Annotated in this window: 16 protein-coding genes; 6 read left to right on the top strand and 10 right to left on the bottom strand. The window is 69.5% G+C overall.

From position 1 onward, the window contains the following. Positions 1–9 precede the first annotated feature (9 nt). Positions 10–894: a DMT family transporter gene (locus JMJ55_RS03400; RefSeq protein ID WP_202824064.1), complete on the bottom strand. Its 885-nt coding sequence runs from the start codon at positions 892–894 to the stop codon at positions 10–12. Beyond that, positions 891–1,898 carry an NAD(P)H-quinone oxidoreductase gene (locus JMJ55_RS03395; RefSeq protein ID WP_202824063.1) on the bottom strand — a complete coding sequence of 336 codons (1,008 nt, stop codon included), beginning with the start codon at positions 1,896–1,898 and terminating at the stop codon, positions 891–893. The genes JMJ55_RS03400 and JMJ55_RS03395 overlap by 4 nt, the downstream gene beginning before the upstream one ends. 114 nt (positions 1,899–2,012) lie before the next feature. Between JMJ55_RS03395 and JMJ55_RS03390 the strand changes: the two genes are divergently transcribed. Beyond that, entirely contained in the window at positions 2,013–3,260 is a 1,248-nt protein-coding gene (locus tag JMJ55_RS03390) for an ABC transporter substrate-binding protein (RefSeq protein WP_202824062.1), read from the top strand. Here the strand turns inward: JMJ55_RS03390 and JMJ55_RS03385 are convergent. The 6 genes from JMJ55_RS03385 to JMJ55_RS03360 form a co-directional block, all read right to left on the bottom strand. Then, complete coding sequence (locus tag JMJ55_RS03385) at positions 3,257–4,225, bottom strand: Bug family tripartite tricarboxylate transporter substrate binding protein (protein WP_202824061.1); 969 nt, start codon at positions 4,223–4,225, stop codon at positions 3,257–3,259. The genes JMJ55_RS03390 and JMJ55_RS03385 overlap by 4 nt on opposite strands. A 54-nt stretch (positions 4,226–4,279) precedes the next feature. Continuing rightward, positions 4,280–5,344 (bottom strand): sn-glycerol-3-phosphate ABC transporter ATP-binding protein UgpC, encoded by a 1,065-nt coding sequence (gene ugpC, locus JMJ55_RS03380; protein ID WP_202824060.1) that lies wholly within the window; start codon positions 5,342–5,344, stop codon positions 4,280–4,282. Further along, positions 5,344–6,177, bottom strand: coding sequence for a sn-glycerol-3-phosphate ABC transporter permease UgpE (gene ugpE, locus JMJ55_RS03375; protein WP_202824059.1), 834 nt, complete (start codon positions 6,175–6,177; stop codon positions 5,344–5,346). The genes ugpC and ugpE overlap by 1 nt, the downstream gene beginning before the upstream one ends. Further along, positions 6,177–7,055, bottom strand: a complete 879-nt coding sequence (gene ugpA, locus JMJ55_RS03370) for a sn-glycerol-3-phosphate ABC transporter permease UgpA (RefSeq protein ID WP_202824058.1) — start codon at positions 7,053–7,055, stop codon at positions 6,177–6,179. Before ugpA ends, ugpE begins: the two co-directional genes overlap by 1 nt. Positions 7,056–7,068: 13 nt before the next feature. Continuing rightward, entirely contained in the window at positions 7,069–8,418 is a 1,350-nt protein-coding gene (gene ugpB, locus JMJ55_RS03365; RefSeq protein ID WP_202824057.1) for a sn-glycerol-3-phosphate ABC transporter substrate-binding protein UgpB, read from the bottom strand. A 125-nt stretch (positions 8,419–8,543) separates the two neighbouring features. Beyond that, positions 8,544–9,710 carry a diaminopropionate ammonia-lyase gene (locus tag JMJ55_RS03360; RefSeq protein WP_202824056.1) on the bottom strand — a complete coding sequence of 389 codons (1,167 nt, stop codon included), beginning with the start codon at positions 9,708–9,710 and terminating at the stop codon, positions 8,544–8,546. 100 nt (positions 9,711–9,810) lie between these two features. Between JMJ55_RS03360 and denD the strand changes: the two genes are divergently transcribed. Further along, complete coding sequence (gene denD / locus JMJ55_RS03355) at positions 9,811–10,797, top strand: D-erythronate dehydrogenase (protein ID WP_202824055.1); 987 nt, start codon at positions 9,811–9,813, stop codon at positions 10,795–10,797. Between the two features lie 2 nt (positions 10,798–10,799). Here denD and JMJ55_RS03350 read toward each other — a convergent pair whose 3' ends face one another. Then, positions 10,800–11,240, bottom strand: coding sequence for an acyl-CoA thioesterase (locus tag JMJ55_RS03350; protein ID WP_202824054.1), 441 nt, complete (start codon positions 11,238–11,240; stop codon positions 10,800–10,802). A 393-nt stretch (positions 11,241–11,633) separates the two neighbouring features. Between JMJ55_RS03350 and JMJ55_RS03345 the strand changes: the two genes are divergently transcribed. The 3 genes from JMJ55_RS03345 to JMJ55_RS03335 all read left to right on the top strand — a co-directional run bounded on the left by JMJ55_RS03345 (position 11,634) and on the right by JMJ55_RS03335 (position 15,019). Beyond that, on the top strand, positions 11,634–12,287 hold the full coding sequence (locus JMJ55_RS03345; RefSeq protein ID WP_202824053.1) for a GntR family transcriptional regulator: 654 nt from the start codon (positions 11,634–11,636) through the stop codon (positions 12,285–12,287). A gap of 74 nt (positions 12,288–12,361) precedes the next feature. After that, the gene (locus tag JMJ55_RS03340) at positions 12,362–13,936 is read left to right on the top strand and encodes a gamma-glutamyltransferase (protein ID WP_202824052.1); all 1,575 of its coding nucleotides are present in this window, start codon (positions 12,362–12,364) and stop codon (positions 13,934–13,936) included. A 105-nt stretch (positions 13,937–14,041) separates the two neighbouring features. Beyond that, on the top strand, positions 14,042–15,019 hold the full coding sequence (locus JMJ55_RS03335; protein WP_202824051.1) for a Bug family tripartite tricarboxylate transporter substrate binding protein: 978 nt from the start codon (positions 14,042–14,044) through the stop codon (positions 15,017–15,019). 6 nt (positions 15,020–15,025) lie between these two features. Here JMJ55_RS03335 and JMJ55_RS03330 read toward each other — a convergent pair whose 3' ends face one another. Beyond that, positions 15,026–15,919 (bottom strand): polysaccharide deacetylase family protein, encoded by an 894-nt coding sequence (locus JMJ55_RS03330; protein ID WP_456237065.1) that lies wholly within the window; start codon positions 15,917–15,919, stop codon positions 15,026–15,028. A 62-nt stretch (positions 15,920–15,981) separates the two neighbouring features. Here JMJ55_RS03330 and rutA point away from each other — a divergent pair, with 62 nt between their 5' ends. Continuing rightward, entirely contained in the window at positions 15,982–17,061 is a 1,080-nt protein-coding gene (gene rutA, locus JMJ55_RS03325) for a pyrimidine utilization protein A (RefSeq protein WP_202824050.1), read from the top strand. Positions 17,062–17,099: the final 38 nt, after the last annotated feature.

The raw sequence follows: 17,099 nt of genomic DNA, 5'->3' as shown, positions 1-17,099 counted from the left end.
CTCCCCTTCTCAGCCCCGGGCTGCCAGCAGCAGGCTGGCCGCGATCAGGATGCCACCCAGCACCACATCCCAGCCCAGCGCCTCACCGAGCCAGAGGTTCGAGATCAGGACGCCCAGCACCGGCACCACCAGGAAGCCGACCGAGGCGCGGATGCCGGACAGGCGCCGCCCCGCCTCGATGGTGGCCCAGGTGCCGATGGGGGCGGCGACCGCGCCGATGAAGGCGGCATGCGGCCAGGCCGGGCGCCCGATGCCGCCTCCCGGCTCCCGCCACAGCGCCAGCGGCAGCAACATCAGCGCGGCCAGGCCGAAGCACCACGGCAGCAATTCCAGCACCGGCCGCCGCGGCGGCAGGCGGCGCGTCACCAGGATCGACAGGCTCCAGAACAGGCTGCAGCCGAGCAGCATGAGGTAGCCCGGCAGCGCGTCGAGGCCCGCGCCGCCGATCATCGTCCAGGGCTGAATGAGCACAAATACGCCGAGCAGCCCGATCCCGACCGCCCACCATTGCGGGCGTGACACCCTTTCCCCCAGCACCCAGACCGAGAGTGGGATCAGCCAGAACACCGTGACATTGGTCAGGATCGCCATCCGCCCGGCCTGGATCCAGCCGAGCGCGATATGCGCCAGGGCGAAGAACCCGCCCAGCTGCAGCAGCCCGATCGCCAGGATGCAGGGCAGGTCCGACCGCACCGGCCAGCGCAGCCGCCGCATCGCCGCCAGCAGCAGCACCGTGACCGCCGCCGCCATGGCGCAGCGGTTGAAGGCGAACCAGAGCGGCGTCGCATGCGCCAGCGCATGCTTGGTGACCGGCCAGACGCCGCCGAACAGCAGGACCGAGACCGCGAGATAGCGGAACCCTTCGAGCGCACCCGCCCGTGGCGGATCGCTCAATCGGCGACCTTCAGCATGATCTTGCCGATATGCGTGCTGCTTTCCATCAGCGCATGGGCCTTGCCTGCCTCAGCCAGAGGGAAGACCTGGTGGATCGGCGGCGCGACCTTGCCGGCTTCCAGCAACGGCCATACCTTCTCGCGCAGCGCCGCGGCGATCTCGGCCTTCTGCGCCGTGGTGCGCGGCCGCATGGTGCTGCCGGTGACGGTCAGGCGCCGGGTCATGATCGGCCGCAGATCCGCCTTCGGCACCTCAAACCCGCCGAGGAAGGCGATGATGACCAGCCGCCCATCCATGGCGAGGCAGCGCAGGTTCCGGTTGAAATAGTCGGCGCCCACCATGTCGAGCACGACATCGAGCAGCTTGCCGCCGGTGATCCGCTTCACCGCCTCAACGAAATCCTCCGACCGGTAGTCGATCGCATGATCGGCGCCGAGATCGAGGCAGGCCTTGCACTTCCCGGCACTGCCGGCGGTGGCGATCACCCGGGCGCCGAAGGCCTTGGCGAGTTGGATCGCGGTAACGCCGATGCCGCTGGTGCCACCATGGATCAGCGCCGTCTCGCCGGCAGCCAGCCGGCCATGGCCAAAGAGGTTCGCCCAGACGGTGAAGAAGGTCTCCGGCAGGGCGGCGGCGCGGATGGCGTCATAATCCTTCGGCCAGGGCAGGCATTGCGTCGCGGGCGCCGTGCAATATTCCGCATAGGCGCCGCCATTGGTCAGGGCGCAGACCCGGTCGCCGACCCGCCACTGCGTCACCTCGGCGCCGAGCGCCACGACCTCGCCCGCGGTCTCGAGGCCGATGACCGGGCTGGCGCCGGGCGGCGGCGGATACTCGCCTTTGCGTTGCGCGACATCGGGGCGATTCACCCCGGTCGCCATGACGCGGATCAGCACCTCATCCGCGCGGGGCTGCGGCACCGGCGCGGTGGCGGGGACCAGCACCTCGGGCGGGCCGCCCTCGCCATGGGCGATGACGGTCATGCTCTGCGGCAGGCTGGCCATGGCGCTGTCCCCTTCCTTGGGCGCGCAGGTTCCGCGCGGGGCCCCGGCACGTCAAGCCGGGCCTTGCCATGCGCGCGGGGCATGCGATGAATCCGCCGCCGCGAAAGGAAACCCATGCCGAGGATCGCCCGCCGCCCGCTGCTTGGCGGCCTCGCCGCCCTGGCCGCGCCCTTGGCCGCGCCGCCTTCGCTGCGCGCGCAGGGTACGGCGTCGGCGAATGAGCTGCGGCTCGGCGCGCTCTTCCCGCTCTCGGGCGGGCTTGCGGTGCTGGGCGATGAAAGCTTCCGCGGGCTGGAACTGGCCGCCGAGGAGCGCAACGCTGCCGGTGGGCTGCTCGGCCGGCCGATCCGGCTGGTGAAGGGCGATGCCAGCAATGCCGACCAGGCCGCGGCCGAATTGCGCCGGCTGCAAGGGGCGGAAAAGGTGGCGGCCGCCTTCGGCACCACTGCCTCCCACCTCTCCTTCGCCGCGAGCCAGGCGGCAGAGCTGGTGGGGCTACCTTATTTCGAGCTCGGCGCCGTCGCCGACCCGATCACCGAGCGCGGCTTCCGCAACCTCTACCGGCTCTGCCCGCGGGCCAGCGACCTGGCCCGCGATTCGGTGGCGGCGATCCCGGATGCGCTGGCCGGCGCCTGGTCCGCCCCGCCCGACCTGCTGCGCATCGCCATCCTGCATGAGGACGGGCTCTACGGGCAGACGGTCGGCGGTTTCCAGGAAGGCCAGCTCAAGGCGCGTGGCCTGACGCAGGTGGAGCGCCTGGCCTATCCGGCGCGCAGCGTCGACATCCCGCCCATGCTGCAACGCCTGCGTGCGGTCGGCGCCGATGTGGTGCTGCATACCGGCTACCAGAACGACATCGTGCTGCTCTATCGCGGTATGAAGGAGGCCGGCTGGCGCCCGCGCATGGTGATCGGCACCGGCGCCGGCTACAGCCTGACCGATACGGCGCGCAGCCTGGGCCCGGAATTCGACGGCACGCTGGATATCGATTTCACCCAGTTCGCGGTGCAGGAAACCGTGGCGCCCGGCATCCCGGCCTTCATCGATCTCTACAAGCGGCGCTATGGCAGCGACCCGCGATCCGGCCATTCCCTGGCGAATTACGTCGGCGCCAAGCTGGTGCTGGAAGCGATGCAGCGCGCCGGCGGGCTGGAGCGGGACAAGCTCCGCGCCGCCCTGCTGGCGACCGATGTGGCGGAAGGCACGACCGCCACCGGGTGGGGCGCGCGCTTCGACGAGAAGGGGCAGAATCTCCGCGCCCGGCCATTGCTGGCGCAATGGCAGGGTGGGCGTCTGCTGACCGTGGCACCAGCCGAGGCAGCCGTCGCGCCGCTGCGGCCGGTGATGGGGGCGGTCGGTTAATCCACCTTGATCCCCGCATCGCGGATGATCGTCTCCCATTTCATGATCTCGTCCTGCAGCCAGCGCGTCGCTGCCTCGGGCGTGGTATCGCTGCGGAGCGTCATGGTGAGATCGGTCAGGCGGCGCTGCACGCTCTCCTCGGCGGCAGCCTTGTTGAAGGCGGCGTTGATCGCCTGGACCACCGGTGCGGGCGTGCCGGCCGGGGCGAAGACCATGTGCCAGGTATAGCTCTCGGCATTCGGCACACCGGCTTCGGCGAAGGTCGGGATGTCCGGCGCCTGGGGCAGCCGCGCGGCGGAGGAGATGCCGAGCGGCCGCGCATCGCCGCGCCGCGCATAGGGCAGGCCGCCCGCCGCCACATCCATGAACATCGCCAGCCGGCCCGAGAGCAGGTCCGGCATCCCCGCCGCCGAGCCGCGATAGGGGATGTGGTTCACCCTGAGATCGCCAGCCCGCTTCAGCAGTAGCTCCGTCGCCAGATGCACGGCGCCGCCGACGCCGCTGCTGCCATAGTCGTACTGCCCCGGCTTGGCGCGGCACAGTGCCACGAATTCCTGCAGGGTCTTCGCCGGCAGGTCCTTGTTGACCAGCAGGATCATCGGAATCACGCCGAGCAGCGCGACCGGCTGGAAATCCGCCACCGGATCGAAGGAGAGGCGCGGGAAGAGCGGGCGCAGCACCGAATGGGCGATGGTGCTGTAGAGCAGCGTATGGCCGTCTTTCGGCGCGGTCGCCACCGCCTCCGTGCCGACGACCACGCCGGCACCGGTGCGGTTCTCCACCACCACCCGCTGCGGCAGGATCTTCGAGACCTCCTCGGCGAAAAGACGGGCCGGGATATCGGTCGGGCCGCCGGCGGCGAAGGGGACGATCAGGCGGATGGGCTGGTTCGGCCAGGCCGGCTGCGCCCGCAGGCTGGTGGCGGGCAGGATGGCGGCGGCGGCAAGCAGGCTGCGGCGATTCATGGATGTCCCCCGGCGGGCTTCGATACCCTTGCGGGTCATCTTGGCCCCGGGAGGTTAGGGGTCAAGCCGCTTGCCGGTGGCGCCATCGAAGACGTGCAGCGCCGGTGCGGGAAAGGCCACCGGCAGGCTACCGGCATCCGGCGCCGGGCCGCCGAGCTTCACCACCAGCGCCTCGCCGCCCGGCAGCCGGCCGTGCAGCACGGTCTCGGAACCGAGCGGCTCGACCAGATCGAGCGGCAGGGCGATCCCGCCCTCGGCCACCTCCACATGCTCTGGCCGGATGCCGATCGTCACCGGCATCCCCTCTCCGCCCGCCCGTGGGCCATCGGCAAAGCGCAGCACCGGGCCCGCCTTCAGCGCCACGGCCTGGCCGCCCTCGGCGAGGGTGCCCTCCAGGAAATTCATCGCCGGGCTGCCGATGAAGCCGGCGACATAGGTATCGGCCGGGCGGGCCCAGATCTCCATCGGCGTCGCGATCTGCGCCGCATGCCCGGCATGCATCACCACCAGCCGGTCGCCGAGGGTCATCGCCTCGGTCTGGTCATGCGTCACGAAGAGCGAGGTGACGCCGAGGCGGCGTTGCAGCCGGCGGATCTCGGCCCGCATCTGCACGCGGAGCTTGGCATCAAGGTTGGAGAGGGGCTCGTCGAAGAGGAACAGCTTCGGCTCCCGCACGATGGCGCGGCCCATGGCGACTCGCTGGCGCTGGCCGCCCGAAAGCTGGCGCGGGCGACGCGTCAGCAGCGGCTCGATCCCGAGCAGCCCGGCGGCCTCGGCGACGCGGCGGGCGATCTCGGGCTTCGGCAGGCCGCGGATCTTCAGGCCATAGGCCATGTTCTGCTCGACCGTCATATGCGGGTAGAGCGCGTAATTCTGGAACACCATGGCGATGTCGCGCTCGGCCGGCTCCAGCGCCGCGACCTCCCGCCCGGCGATGCGGATGCTGCCGGAACTCGCGGTCTCGAGCCCCGCCACGATCCGCAAGAGCGTCGACTTGCCACAACCCGAGGCGCCGACGATGACGATCATCTCGCCATCCTCGACGGCGAGGTCGATCCCGTGCAGGACATGGGTGGCGCCGAAGGACTTCGTCAGTCCGGAGACCTCAAGGCTCGCCATTACTTCTCGGTCTCCGTCAGGCCCTTCAGGAACCAGCGCTGCATGAAGATGACGACCGCGACGGGCGGCAGCAGCGCCAGCACCGCCATGGCCATGATGACGTTCCATTCATTCTGGGCATCGCCCGTGCCGATCATCTTGGCGAGGCCGACGACGATGGTCTCGAGGCTCCGGTCGTTCACCACCAGCAGCGGCCAGAGATACTGGTTCCAGCCATAGATGAAGAGGATGACGAACAGCGCGGCGATATTCGTCACCGAGAGCGGCAGCAGGATGTCGCGGAAGAAGCGCATCGGACCGGCGCCGTCCATCTTCGCCGCCTCGACATACTCCTCCGGGATGGTGAGGAAGAATTGGCGGAACAGCAGCGTCGCAGTGGCCGAGGCGATCAGCGGGATGGTCAGCCCGGCCATGGAGTTGAACAGATCGAGGCTGACGATGACCTGGTAGGTCGGGATGATGCGGACCTCGACCGGCAGCATCAGCGTCATGAAGATGGTCCAGAAGGCGATCATCCGCCCGGGGAAGCGGAAGAAGACCACCGCATAGGCCGAGAGCAGCGAGATGACGATCTTCCCGACTGCGATGCACAGCGCCATGATGGTGCTGTTCAGCAGCATGCGGGAGGCCGGCGTCACCGTGAAGCGGCCGGACCCGCCGCTGACCCAGGCGGCGGTGTAGTTCTCGACCGTATGCGGCCCCGGCAGCAGCGGCACGTCGCCCCGCCCGATGGTCGAGGCATCATGCGTCGAACCGATCAGGGTGATGTAGATCGGCGTGGCGAAGACCAGCACGCCGAGCAGCAGCCAGAGATGGGGCCAGGTGCGCCGCATCAGTAATGCACCTTCCGCTCGATGAAGCGGAATTGGACCGCCGTCAGCGCGATGACCAGCACCATCAGAATGACCGACTGGGCGGAGGAACTGCCGAGGTTCACATTCTGCACGCCCTCGACATAGACCTTGTAGATCAACGTCTCGGTCGCCTTGCCCGGACCGCCGCCGGTCAGCGCATGGATCACGCCGAAGGTGTCGAAGAAGGCATAGACCAGGTTGACGACCAGCAGGAAGAAGGCGGTCGGCGACAGCAGCGGCAGGATGATGGTCCAGAAGCGCCGCACCGGCCTGGCGCCGTCAATCGCCGCCGCTTCCAGCACGCTGCGCGGGATCGATTGAAGGCCCGCCAGGAAGAAGATGAAATTATAGCTCACCTGCTTCCAGGCGGCGGCGATGATGACCAGCAGCATCGCCTGGTTACCGTTCAGCTTGTAGTCCCAGGCGATGCCAGCCTGGTTCAGCGCCCGCCCGACCAGCCCGATCGAGGGGTGGAAGAGAAACAGCCAGAGCACGGCGGCGACAGCCGGCGCCACTGCATAAGGCCAGATCAGCAGCGTGCGGTAGAGATTGGCGCCGCGGATCGACTTGTCCGCCTGGACCGCGAGGAAGAGCGCGGTGCCCATGGCGAGCACGGCGACGGAGGTGGAGAAGATCAGGGTATTGTAGGCGGCGCCGCGCCATTCCGGCTCCGCCAGCACTTCCGTGAAGTTGCGGAGCCCGACGAATTGCGAGCTCATGCCCCAGGGATCCTCCTGCAACAGGGACTGCCAGATGGCAGCCCCCGCCGGCCAGAGGAAGAAGATGCAGGTGATGAGGAGCTGCGGCGCGATCAGCAGCAGCGGCAGCGCCGTGCCCTTGAAGATGGTCTTGCGCACGGCGTTTCCCTGATCAGCCGCGGTTCTGCCGCTCGAAATTCCGCAGCACGGTATTGGCGCGCTGGGTCACGGCCTCCATCGCCTGCTGGCCGTTCTGCTGGCCCTGGAAGGACTTCTCCATCTCTTCCTGGATGATGTTGCGAATCTCGACATAGCCGCCGAGGCGGATGCCGCGGGTGTTCGGCGTCGTCTCGCCGCCGCGCAGCAGCTGCTCAATCGCCACTTCGGTGCCGGGATTCTTCTCATAGAAGCCCTGCGACTTCGCCACCTGGTAGCTGGCGCGGCGGACCGGAACGTAGCCGGTGTCCATATGCCACTTGGCATCGATCTCGGGCTGGCTGAGATAGCGGTAGAATTCCGCGACGCCCTTCCACTCGGCGGCACTGCGCCCGCCCTGCGGGCCGCGGTTCAGCGCCCAGAAGCTGGCGCCGCCGATGATGCTGTTGCGCGGCGCGCCGGCGACATCGCCGTAATAGGGCAGCATGGCAGTGCCCCAGGCGAAGCGTGCCTCCCGCAGCAGCCGGGCGCGCAGGCTGGAGGACCCCATGGTGATGCTGACCTCGCCGGCCGGGAGCAGCGAATCCGCCGCATTGTCCCGCCCGCCATATTTGAACAGCCCATCCCTCTGCCAGGCGATCAGGTTGTTCATATGCCGGACCATCAGCGGGTTGTTCACCTGCATGCTGGCGCCGAGCCCGTCGAAGCCGTTGCCGAGGCTGGCCAGTGGCATGTTGTGGATGGCCAGGACCTGCTCCACCTGGACCCAGGCGGGCCAGGAGGTGGTCATCGGGTTGGCGATGCCGGCCGCCTTCAGCTTCTTCAGCGCCTCGCCCAGCTCCTCCCAGGTCTTGGGCGCCACCTCGGGATCCAGTCCGGCCCGCTTGAAGCTGTCCTTGTTGTAGAACATCGTCGCGGTGGAGCTGTTGAAGGGCATGCTCATCTGCCGCCCATCGGAAGCCTGGTAGTAGCCGCGCACCGCCGGCAGATAGTCGTTGAAATCGATGCTGACGCCGGCCTCGGACAGCAGTTCATGCACCGGCTTCACCGCGCGGCCGGCGGCCATCATCGTGCCGGTCCCGACCTCGAACATCTGCACCACATGCGGCGCGGCATTGGCGCGGAAGGCGGCGATGGCGGCCACCATCGTCTCGGGATAGGAGCCGCGGAAGGACGGCACCACCTTTACCGCGCTCTGCGAGGCGTTGAAGCCGGCGACGATCTCCTCGAGCTGGCCGCCGAGCGGCTGCGCCAGGCCGTGCCAGAACTGGATTTCGACCGGCGCCTGGGCGGCGGCGGGACGGGTACGGGTAGCGGCAATGGCCGCGGCGGCCAGGCCGGCCTGGGCCAGGAAACGGCGCCTCATGGCGTGAACTCCCCCAAATGCGATGTCGTTGCCGGGCGCGCCGTTAGCGGCGCCAGGTTGCGGCTCCGTGCCAGTATTGTGACAGATAGATGAAGCCCGCGCAGGCCGGCAAGCGGCAGGGCCCGTCAGACCTGCGTCAACTTCGCATAGAGCTCGGGATCGGTCGCGCCTTCGGTGCCGAAGACCAGCACCCGGCTGTCCTCGCCGAGGCCAAGCGCCGTGCGGGCGAAGGGCTCCCGTGCCGCCAGCAGCAATCCGGCCAGGCCGGCCACCGCACTCTCGCCCGCGACCACCCTCGGCCGCCGCCGCGCCAGCAGGCGCATGCAATCGATGGCGCTGGCATCGGGGATGGCCATGAAGGCGAAGCTCGCCCGCTCCAGCTCCTGCCAGGCGAGCAGGCTCGGCTCACCGCAGGCCAGGCCGGCCATGATGGTATCCAGCTCGCCCTCGACCGAGACCGCCTCGCCGGCTTCGGCGCTCGCCATCAGGCAGGCGGCCCGCTCCGGCTCGACCACCACCAGCCGCGGCCCGTCCAGCCCGTAGCGGGCGCGCATCTGGACCGAGACGGCGGCGGCCAGCCCGCCGACTCCGCCCTGGATGAAGACATGGGTCGGCGGCGCCGGGATCGAATCCGCCGCTTCCTCCGCCATCAGCCGGTAGCCCTGCATTACGTCGCGCGGCACCTCCGTATAGCCGGGATAGGAGGTGTCGGAGACGACGAACCAGCCCCGTTCCGTCGCCTCGCGCTGGGCGGCGCGGACGGCGTCGTCATAGGTGCCGGGCACCACCCGGATCTCGGCGCCATAGGCCGCGATCGCGTCGCGGCGGCCCTGGCTGACACCCTCATGCACGAAGATCACGCAGCGGGCGCCGAAGCGCTTGGCGCCCCAGGCCACGCTCCGGCCATGGTTGCCATCGGTCGCGCAGGTCACGGTGATGGCCTGGGCGGCCTCCCGGTATTGGCCCGCGGCCAGCTCGGCGCCGGTCGCGTTGTTGGCCACGCCCCCCCGCGCCAGCTCGGCCTGGAGCAGCCGCAGCACGGCATAGGCCCCGCCCAGCGCCTTGAAGCTGCCGAGGCCGAATCGCCCGCCTTCATCCTTCCAATGCAGCGCGCCGATGCGGGCGGCGGTCGCCAGCTCCTCCAGCGGCAGCAGCGGCGTCGGGGCGTAGCCGTCCCAGCCGGTGATCTCCTCGCGGGCGCGGCGGAAGCCGCCCTCGGGCAGGACGGTGACGCCGGGGGTGCCGAGATGGCGGTTGAGGATCAGGCGGAAGGGGCGGTTCGGGATGCTCATGATGCCGGGTTATCGCCTGCCCACCGCGCGCCCGCCACTGGCGCCTTGCACGGGACGCCCCGCAGCGCGACATCATCCCGGGCAAAATCGGGAGAGCGCCATGCAGATCACGATCCTGGGTGGGGGCGGGTTCCTCGGCCGCAAGCTGGCGGCGCGGCTGGCCCACGACGGCGCGCTGGGTGGCGAGGCCGTCACCGGCCTCACCCTCTTCGACCTGCAGGAGCCCCCTGCCCCCTCGGCGCCCTTCCCCGTCCGCTGCCTCGGTGGCGATGTGGCCGACCCGGTGCAGGTGGCGAAGGCGATCCCGCCCGGCACGCGCGTCGTGGTCCATCTCGCCGCCGTCGTCTCCGCCCAAGCGGAGGCGGATTTCGATCTGGGCCTCAAGGTGAACCTGCACGGGACGCTGGCGGTGATCCAGGCCTGCCGGACGCTGGCCGCGCCGCCGCGGGTGGTCTTCACCTCCTCCGTTGCCAGCTTCGGCGGCGGGCAGGAGGCGCGGCTGGAGGATGATGCCCGGCAGATTCCGGGCAACAGCTACGGGGCGGAGAAGGCGGCGGCGGAGCTGCTGCTGCAGGATGCCAGCCGCCGCGGCTTCCTCGATGCGGTGAATATCCGCCTGCCGACGGTCATCATCCGCCCGGGCCGGCCGAACAAGGCGGCTTCTTCCTTCGTTTCGGCGATCCTGCGGGAACCGCTGCTCGGCCTTTCGACCGACCTGCCGGTGCCGGAGGATTTCGCCGTCTGGATCTGCTCGCCGCGCCGGGCGATCGACTGGTTCCTGCATGCGATGACGATGGACACCGCGCCGCTCGGCCTCGACCGCGGCATCAACCCGCCGGGACGAAGTGCGACCGTCGGTCTGATGCTCTCGGCCCTGGAAAGCGTCGCCGGGCCGGAGGCACGGGCTCTGGTGCGGCATGCGCCGGACCCGGGGATCCAGGCCATCGTCGAGGGCTGGCCGGCCAGCTTCACCGCCGAACGGGCGCGCCGGCTGCTCGGCTTCTCCGAACAGGAATCGCTGGAGGAGATCATCCAGGGCTTCATCGAGGACGACCTGGCCGCAACCCGCGCTGAGCGGGGCCTGTAGCCCTATTCCTCCCGCGCCCCCTGCTCGATCAGCCGGGCGCGGATGGCGGGCGGGATCGGCGCCTTCTCCCCGCTGCCATTGACGACGATGACGAGAAGGGTGCGACAGGCGAAGACCAGCCCGTCCTTCCAGACCGCGTAGTCATGGGTGAAGCTGCTGCGCCGCAGCGTCGCCGGCCGCAGGGTGACCGCCACCGCATCGTCGAAGGCCAGCGGCCGGTGGTACCGCGCCTCGAGCTGGGCAACGACCGGGCCCGGCTCCCCCGGCTCAAACCGTCCGCCGAGCGAGAGCCAGTGCGAGACGCGGACATCCTCGCAGAGGGTCAGGTAGGCGGTGTTGTTGGCGTGGGCGTACTGATCGCATTCCGACCAGCGGATTCGGTGCCGGCGGAGCATCGCCCAGTCGCCTTCGATTCCGAATTCCGCCCGTTCCGCACTGTCCATGGCCTGCCCCCTGCCTCCGGCGCAGTCTGGCTCGCCCGCAGCCCGGCGGGAAGCAGCGGCCCGTCCGCGAATAGACCACAGTGTTGTATTCTTGCAACGCCATGGCTTAGCCGCCAGGCGAGGTTGATTTTGGCGGATTTCCGCCATTTCTGAACAGCGCCGAGCCCTGGATGCCCTCCGCATCAGCCCGAAGGCAACGGATCACGCCCGAACCGGCCCTATGCAAACCATTAGGTTGAAATTACACTTCAGCTCTTCGCGATTGAACAGGGGTCACAGGTGGCTGTTCGGGATCTCCGGGCGCGGGACGATGCGCCTGCCGGCCTGATCTCCGCGTCAGCGGACCCTCGCCTGGCCGAGGCCAGGCGGCTTTCGCCCGTCCAGCCGCGGACCATGGTGGAGCAGGCCGCGGAGGCGATCGTCGCTGCCGCCGCCCGTGGCCTTTTCCTCCCCGGCGACCGCCTGGTCGAGGCGGAAATCGCCCGCGACCTCGGCATCAGCCGCGTGCCGGTGCGGGAAGCCCTCCGCCTGCTGGAGAGCCAGGGCATCGTCGTCAGCACGCCCTATAAGGGCATGCGGCTGATGCAGGTAACCAATGCCGGCGTCGCCGCGCTGATGCGGGTGCGCCTCGCGCTCGAGATGCTGGCGGTGCGGGAGGCGCTGGCCCAGCCCGGCGGACCGGAGCGTTTCAACGGACTCGCCGCCGCCGCCGCCACCTATGCCCATGTCGCCCAGCTCGGCGACCCGGCGCTGATCGTCGTCGCGGACGGCGATTTCCATGCCGAGCTCTGTCGCGCTTCCGGCAATGCCCCGTTGCTCGCGCTCTGGCAGAGCCTCTCGCGGCAACTGGCTGTGGTCTGGGGCCTGGCGCAGCAGACCGGTCCCGTCCGCACGCCCGAGGCCGAGCATCGCGCGCTGATCGAGGCGCTGGTCGCCGGTGACGAGGCGACCGCCCTCGCCCGGCTGGAGCAGCATGTGAACTGGAACCTCTCCTTCGATTTCGAGCGGGTCCTTGCCGAACGGCGGAAGCTGCCCGCCGGTCTCTGACACGGCGGGGCTTGCCGCCCCGGCGCGGCGGCGGGACGATGCCCGCCTGACCCGACGCCGGAGCACAGGCCACCATGCCGGATAGCTTTCCCCTCCCCCAGCACGACACGCAGAACTGGTCCATCCGCAAGCCGGGCGCCCAAGGCGCCGGGGGGATGGTCGTTTCCCAGGTGAAGGTCGCGGCGGAGGCGGGCGCCGCCATGCTCCGTGCCGGCGGCACCGCGGCCGATGCGGCCGTCGCCACCGCCTTCGCGCTGGCCACGCTGGAGCCCTGGAACAGCGGCCTCGGCGGCATCGGCTTCGCCCAGGTGATGAAGCCCGGCATGTCCCCCGCGGAAACCGTGGATTTCGGCCCGGTCGCGCCGGCGGGACTCGATGCCTCCGCCTTCCCGCTGACCGGGCGGATGAAGCAGGACCTGTTCGCCTGGCCGGAGGTGGAGGGCGACCGCAACATCCATGGGCCGCTCTCCTTCGTCATCCCCTCGGCCGTCGCCGGCTATGCCCTGCTGCATGAGCGGCATGGTCGCCTGCCCATCCGCGAGGTGCTGGCCCCGGCCGTTGCGCTCGCGAAGCGCGGCCTGCCGGCCGATTGGTACACCACGCTGAAGGTCGCCTCCTCGGCCAGCGTACTGCGGCTCTATCCCGAGAGTGCCCGAATCTACCTGCCGAACGGGCTGCCGCCGGTCGCGCCCTATCAGGGCTCGCCCGGCTTCTTCACCCTCGGCAACCTGCCGGCGACGCTGGAGCGGCTGCAGCATGCGGGGCTGCGTGACTTCTACGAGGGCGAGATCGCGGCCCAGATCGCCGCCGATGTGAAGGCGATGGGCGGCATCCTCTCGGCGGCCGATCTGGCGAATTGCCGTGCCCGGGTGCTGCCAGCCAAGCCTGTGCCCTGGCGTGGGCGGACGCTGATGCTCTCGAATGGGCTGACCGCCGCCCCCACCATGACCCGGGTGCTGGAGCTGATGGCGGATGCGCCGATCGACGGCGCAACACCCTCGGCCGAATGGTACGGCCGGCTGGCGCGGGCCATGCAGGCCGCCTATGCCGAGCGCCTGGCCGGCCTCGGCGATGCCGAACCGAAGGGTGCCGAGACCTGCACCACCCATCTGACCGCCTGCGACAAGGACGGCATGATGGTGGCGATGACGACGACGCTGCTCTCCTCCATGGGCTCGCGCGTCGTGCTTCCGACCTCCGGCGTCTTGATGAACAACGGCGTCATGTGGTTCGACCCGCAGCCGGGCACGCCGAATGCCATCGCGCCGGGCAAGCGGCCGCTGACCAATATGTCGCCGATCATCCTCGCTGCCGGCGATCAGCCGGAGATTGCGGCGGGTGCCTCGGGCGGGCGGCGGATCATGGCGGCGGTGTTGCAGCTGCTCTCCTTCGTCGCCGAATTCGGCATGGAGCCAGAGGCGGCGGCGCATCATCCGCGGATCGATGTCTCCGGCCCCGATGGCGTCACCGCCGACCGGCGCCTGCCGCCCAAGGTGCTGGCGGCGCTGCCCGGCGAGCCGGAACTGGTCGAGCATTCGGTCATGCCGTTGAACTTCGCCTGCCCGAACCTGATCCGGCGTGGGCCCGGCGGAACGCTCACTGGCATCAGCGATGCGATGAGCCCCTGGAGCGGCGCCGTCGCGGCATAGGGATTGCGTGACCGAGGGTGAGGCTCCGCCGGCTGAACCACGGATGCTGCCGCTGCGGCATCCTTGGGCAGGCCGGCGGGGACGCTGCCCTGACGGAGCGCATTCATGCATCGCCGCCATCTGCTTGCCCTCGCCGCCGCCACCCTCGCCAGCCCGGCCCTTGCCCAATCCGGTGCCTGGCCTGGCCGGCAGCAGGTCCGGATCGTCATCCCCTTCCCGCCCGGCGGCTTCGCCGACAGCGTGACCCGGGTGATGGTTCCGGCGATGACCGAGGCGATGGGCCAGACGGTGGTGGTCGAGAACCGGCCCGGCGCCGGCGGGACCATCGGCGCCGATGTCGTGGCGAAGGCGGCGCCGGATGGCTACACGCTGGCGGTCAGCCATGCCTCGCCGCATGGCATCGCGCCCGGCGTCTATCCGCAGCTTCCCTATGACCCGGTCAGCGACTTCGCCCATCTGACCCTGATCTGCGAGACGCCGACCGCGCTGATGGTGCAGCGCAGCTCCGGCATCGCCACGGCGCAGGACTATCTCGCCCGGGCGCGGGCCACCGGCATCCGCTTCGGCACCTCCGGCATCGGCTCCATCGGCCATCTCCAGGGCGAGGTGCTGGCGCGCGAGGCAGGCGGGGCGAAGCTGGAGCATGTCCCCTATCGCGGTACGGCGCCGGCCTTGCAGGACCTGCTGGCCGGCGCCATCGAGAGCATCTTCGAGCCGATCGCCGGCCTCGTGCCGCAGATGCGGGAGGGCGGGCCGCTGCGACCGCTGGCGGTCAGCACGCCGCGCCGCATCGCCGTCCTGCCGGATGTGCCGACCCTGGCCGAACTCGGCCTGGGCGAGGCGACGGCGACGGCCTGGATGGGCTTCTCCGCCCCGAAGAGCCTGCCGCCCGCGATCGGCGCCCGCATCACCGAAGTGGCGCAGGCCGTGCTCGGCCGGCCCGAAGTCCGGGCGCGGATGGAGGAGCTGGCCGTCTTCCCCGCCGAGCCGCCGCTGACCGGCCCGGCCTATGCCAACTTCATCGAGACCTATATGCGCAAATGGACCGGCGTCGCCCGCGGCGCCAATATCGTGGCGAGCTGAGGCGCCTCAGCCCGCCTGGTCCTTCACATATTGCGCCACCTCGGCATGGGTGGCGAACCAGACATCGCCCTTGGACCGCATGTATTCGATGAGCCGGTCCAGCAGGGCGATGCGGCTGCGATGGCCGATGACATGCGGGTGCATCGTCAGCAGGAACATCCCGCCTTCCGCATGGGCGCCGTCGAATTCGGCGCGGAAGATCTCCTCCACCGCCGAGGGTGCGGTATAGGGCCGGAGCGCGCTGAAGCGAACGAAGTTGAAGTAGGGTGCGTCGTCGCGGATCCATTCGGGCGGCAGCTCGACGATGCCGGTCGGCAGCCCCTGGTCGAGCAGCTCATAGGGATCGTCATCGGCCATCAGGCTGCTGTCATAGAGCAGGCCGAGCTCGCGGATGATCGACAGGGTATCGGTCGAGAAATCCCAGCTCGCGGTCCGGATGCCGACCGGGCGGCGGCCCGAGAGATGTTCCAGCGTATCGGCGGCGCGCAAGGTGAGCTCACGCTCGACCTCCGGCGGCAGTGCGGTGTTCGCCTCATGGATCCAGGAATGGATGCCGATCTCATGGCCCTCATCGGCCACCGCCCGAATCTCCTCCGGATGCAGCAGGCCGGAGACGGCGGGATAGAAGAAGCTGGCCCGGAGGCCGTGGCGGGCCAGCAGGGCGCGGATGCGCGGCACGCCCTGGCGGCTGCCATATTGCCCCTGGCTGATGCGCATCGGGCTGCTATCGGCATCGCGCAGCGGAATGGTCTCGTGATCCGCATCGAAGGAGAGGGTGACGCAGCAGCGCGCCCCGCCCGGCCAGGCGCGCGGCGCGAGGCTCCGCCCGGCGCGGGCATTGCCGACCAGGCGCCGCCAATGCGGCTCGGACCATTCCCAGGGCTTCTCCGTCATCGTCATCGCTCCCCCTCCTGGCATGCCGATTGCTGCGCCGAATGCCGCTGCGCAACAGGGGCGAAACCATGGATATCGGCGTCTTCATCCCGATCAACAACAATGGCTGGCTGATCTCCGCCACCTCGCCGCAATACATGCCGAGCTTCGAGCTGAACCGGCAGGTGGTGCAGAAGGCGGAAGCCTATGGCCTCGATTTCGCGCTGTCGATGATCAAGCTCCACGGCTTCGGCGGGCCGACCGAGTTCTGGGACCATGGGCTCGAAAGCTTCACGCTGATGGCGGGGCTCGCCTCCGTCACCTCGCGGATCAGGCTCTATGCCTCGACCGCGGTGCTGACGATCCCGCCCGCCATTGTCGCCCGGATGGCGACCACCATCGACAGCATCTCGGGCGGGCGGTTCGGGGTGAACATCGTCTCCGGCTGGCACAAGGTCGAATACAGCCAGATGGGCCTCTGGCCCGGCGATGCGCATTTCGCCAAGCGCTACGACTACAGCACCGAATATGTCCGGATCCTGCGGGAGCTGTGGGAGACCGGGACCAGCGACCTCAAGGGCGAGTTCTTCCAGATGGACCAGTGCAAGCTGAGTCCCCCACCCTCGGTCCCGATCAAGCTGGTGGCGGCGGGGCAGAGCGATCGCGGCATGGAATTCGCCGCCCGCTATTGCGACTTCAATTTCGCCCTCGGCGAGGGCGTGAACGCACCGCGCCAATGCATCGACGTGCCGCGGCGGATGCTGGCGGCGGCGGAGAAGACCGGGCGCGATGTCGGCTCCTATATCCTCTACATGGTCATCGCCGACGAGACGGACGAGGCGGCGTTGGCGAAATGGGATCTCTACAATCGCGGCGCCGACCGCGAGGCGCTGGCGCATCTGCTCGGCCATGCGGCCGCCGATGTGAATACCGAGGCGACCTCCATGGCGGCGGCGATCCAGCGCTCCCCCTCGCCAATCAATTTCAACATGGGCACGCTGGTCGGCTCCTATGCCAGCGTGGCGCGGATGCTGGACGAGGCGGCGACGATGCCGGGGGTGAAAGGCATCATGCTGACCTTCGACGATTTCCTGGCCGGCATGGATAATTTCGGCCAGCGCATCCAGCCGCTGATGACCTGCCGGAGCCATGTGCGGCTGGCCGCCTGAGAAGCACCAACCGGCGGCGTGAAAGGCTTGACGGCCCG

It is taken from the genome of Belnapia mucosa (assembly GCF_016775475.1).
Lineage (GTDB): Bacteria > Pseudomonadota > Alphaproteobacteria > Acetobacterales > Acetobacteraceae > Belnapia > Belnapia mucosa.
The sequence above is the reverse complement of the archived record's forward strand: the minus strand, read 5'-3'. Positions and strand labels throughout refer to the sequence as shown.

Coding starts and splice junctions, on each gene's coding strand:
- ugpC (WP_202824060.1), bottom strand. CDS start 5,344: ATGGCGAGCCTTGAGGTCTCCGGACTGACGAAGTCCTTCGGCGCCACC.
- JMJ55_RS03395 (WP_202824063.1), bottom strand. CDS start 1,898: ATGGCCAGCCTGCCGCAGAGCATGACCGTCATCGCCCATGGCGAGGGC.
- JMJ55_RS03390 (WP_202824062.1), top strand. CDS start 2,013: ATGCCGAGGATCGCCCGCCGCCCGCTGCTTGGCGGCCTCGCCGCCCTG.
- JMJ55_RS03340 (WP_202824052.1), top strand. CDS start 12,362: ATGCCGGATAGCTTTCCCCTCCCCCAGCACGACACGCAGAACTGGTCC.
- JMJ55_RS03335 (WP_202824051.1), top strand. CDS start 14,042: ATGCATCGCCGCCATCTGCTTGCCCTCGCCGCCGCCACCCTCGCCAGC.
- rutA (WP_202824050.1), top strand. CDS start 15,982: ATGGATATCGGCGTCTTCATCCCGATCAACAACAATGGCTGGCTGATC.
- denD (WP_202824055.1), top strand. CDS start 9,811: ATGCAGATCACGATCCTGGGTGGGGGCGGGTTCCTCGGCCGCAAGCTG.
- ugpB (WP_202824057.1), bottom strand. CDS start 8,418: ATGAGGCGCCGTTTCCTGGCCCAGGCCGGCCTGGCCGCCGCGGCCATT.
- JMJ55_RS03350 (WP_202824054.1), bottom strand. CDS start 11,240: ATGGACAGTGCGGAACGGGCGGAATTCGGAATCGAAGGCGACTGGGCG.
- JMJ55_RS03360 (WP_202824056.1), bottom strand. CDS start 9,710: ATGAGCATCCCGAACCGCCCCTTCCGCCTGATCCTCAACCGCCATCTC.
- JMJ55_RS03385 (WP_202824061.1), bottom strand. CDS start 4,225: ATGAATCGCCGCAGCCTGCTTGCCGCCGCCGCCATCCTGCCCGCCACC.
- JMJ55_RS03330 (WP_456237065.1), bottom strand. CDS start 15,919: ATGACGATGACGGAGAAGCCCTGGGAATGGTCCGAGCCGCATTGGCGG.
- ugpE (WP_202824059.1), bottom strand. CDS start 6,177: ATGCGGCGCACCTGGCCCCATCTCTGGCTGCTGCTCGGCGTGCTGGTC.
- JMJ55_RS03345 (WP_202824053.1), top strand. CDS start 11,634: ATGGTGGAGCAGGCCGCGGAGGCGATCGTCGCTGCCGCCGCCCGTGGC.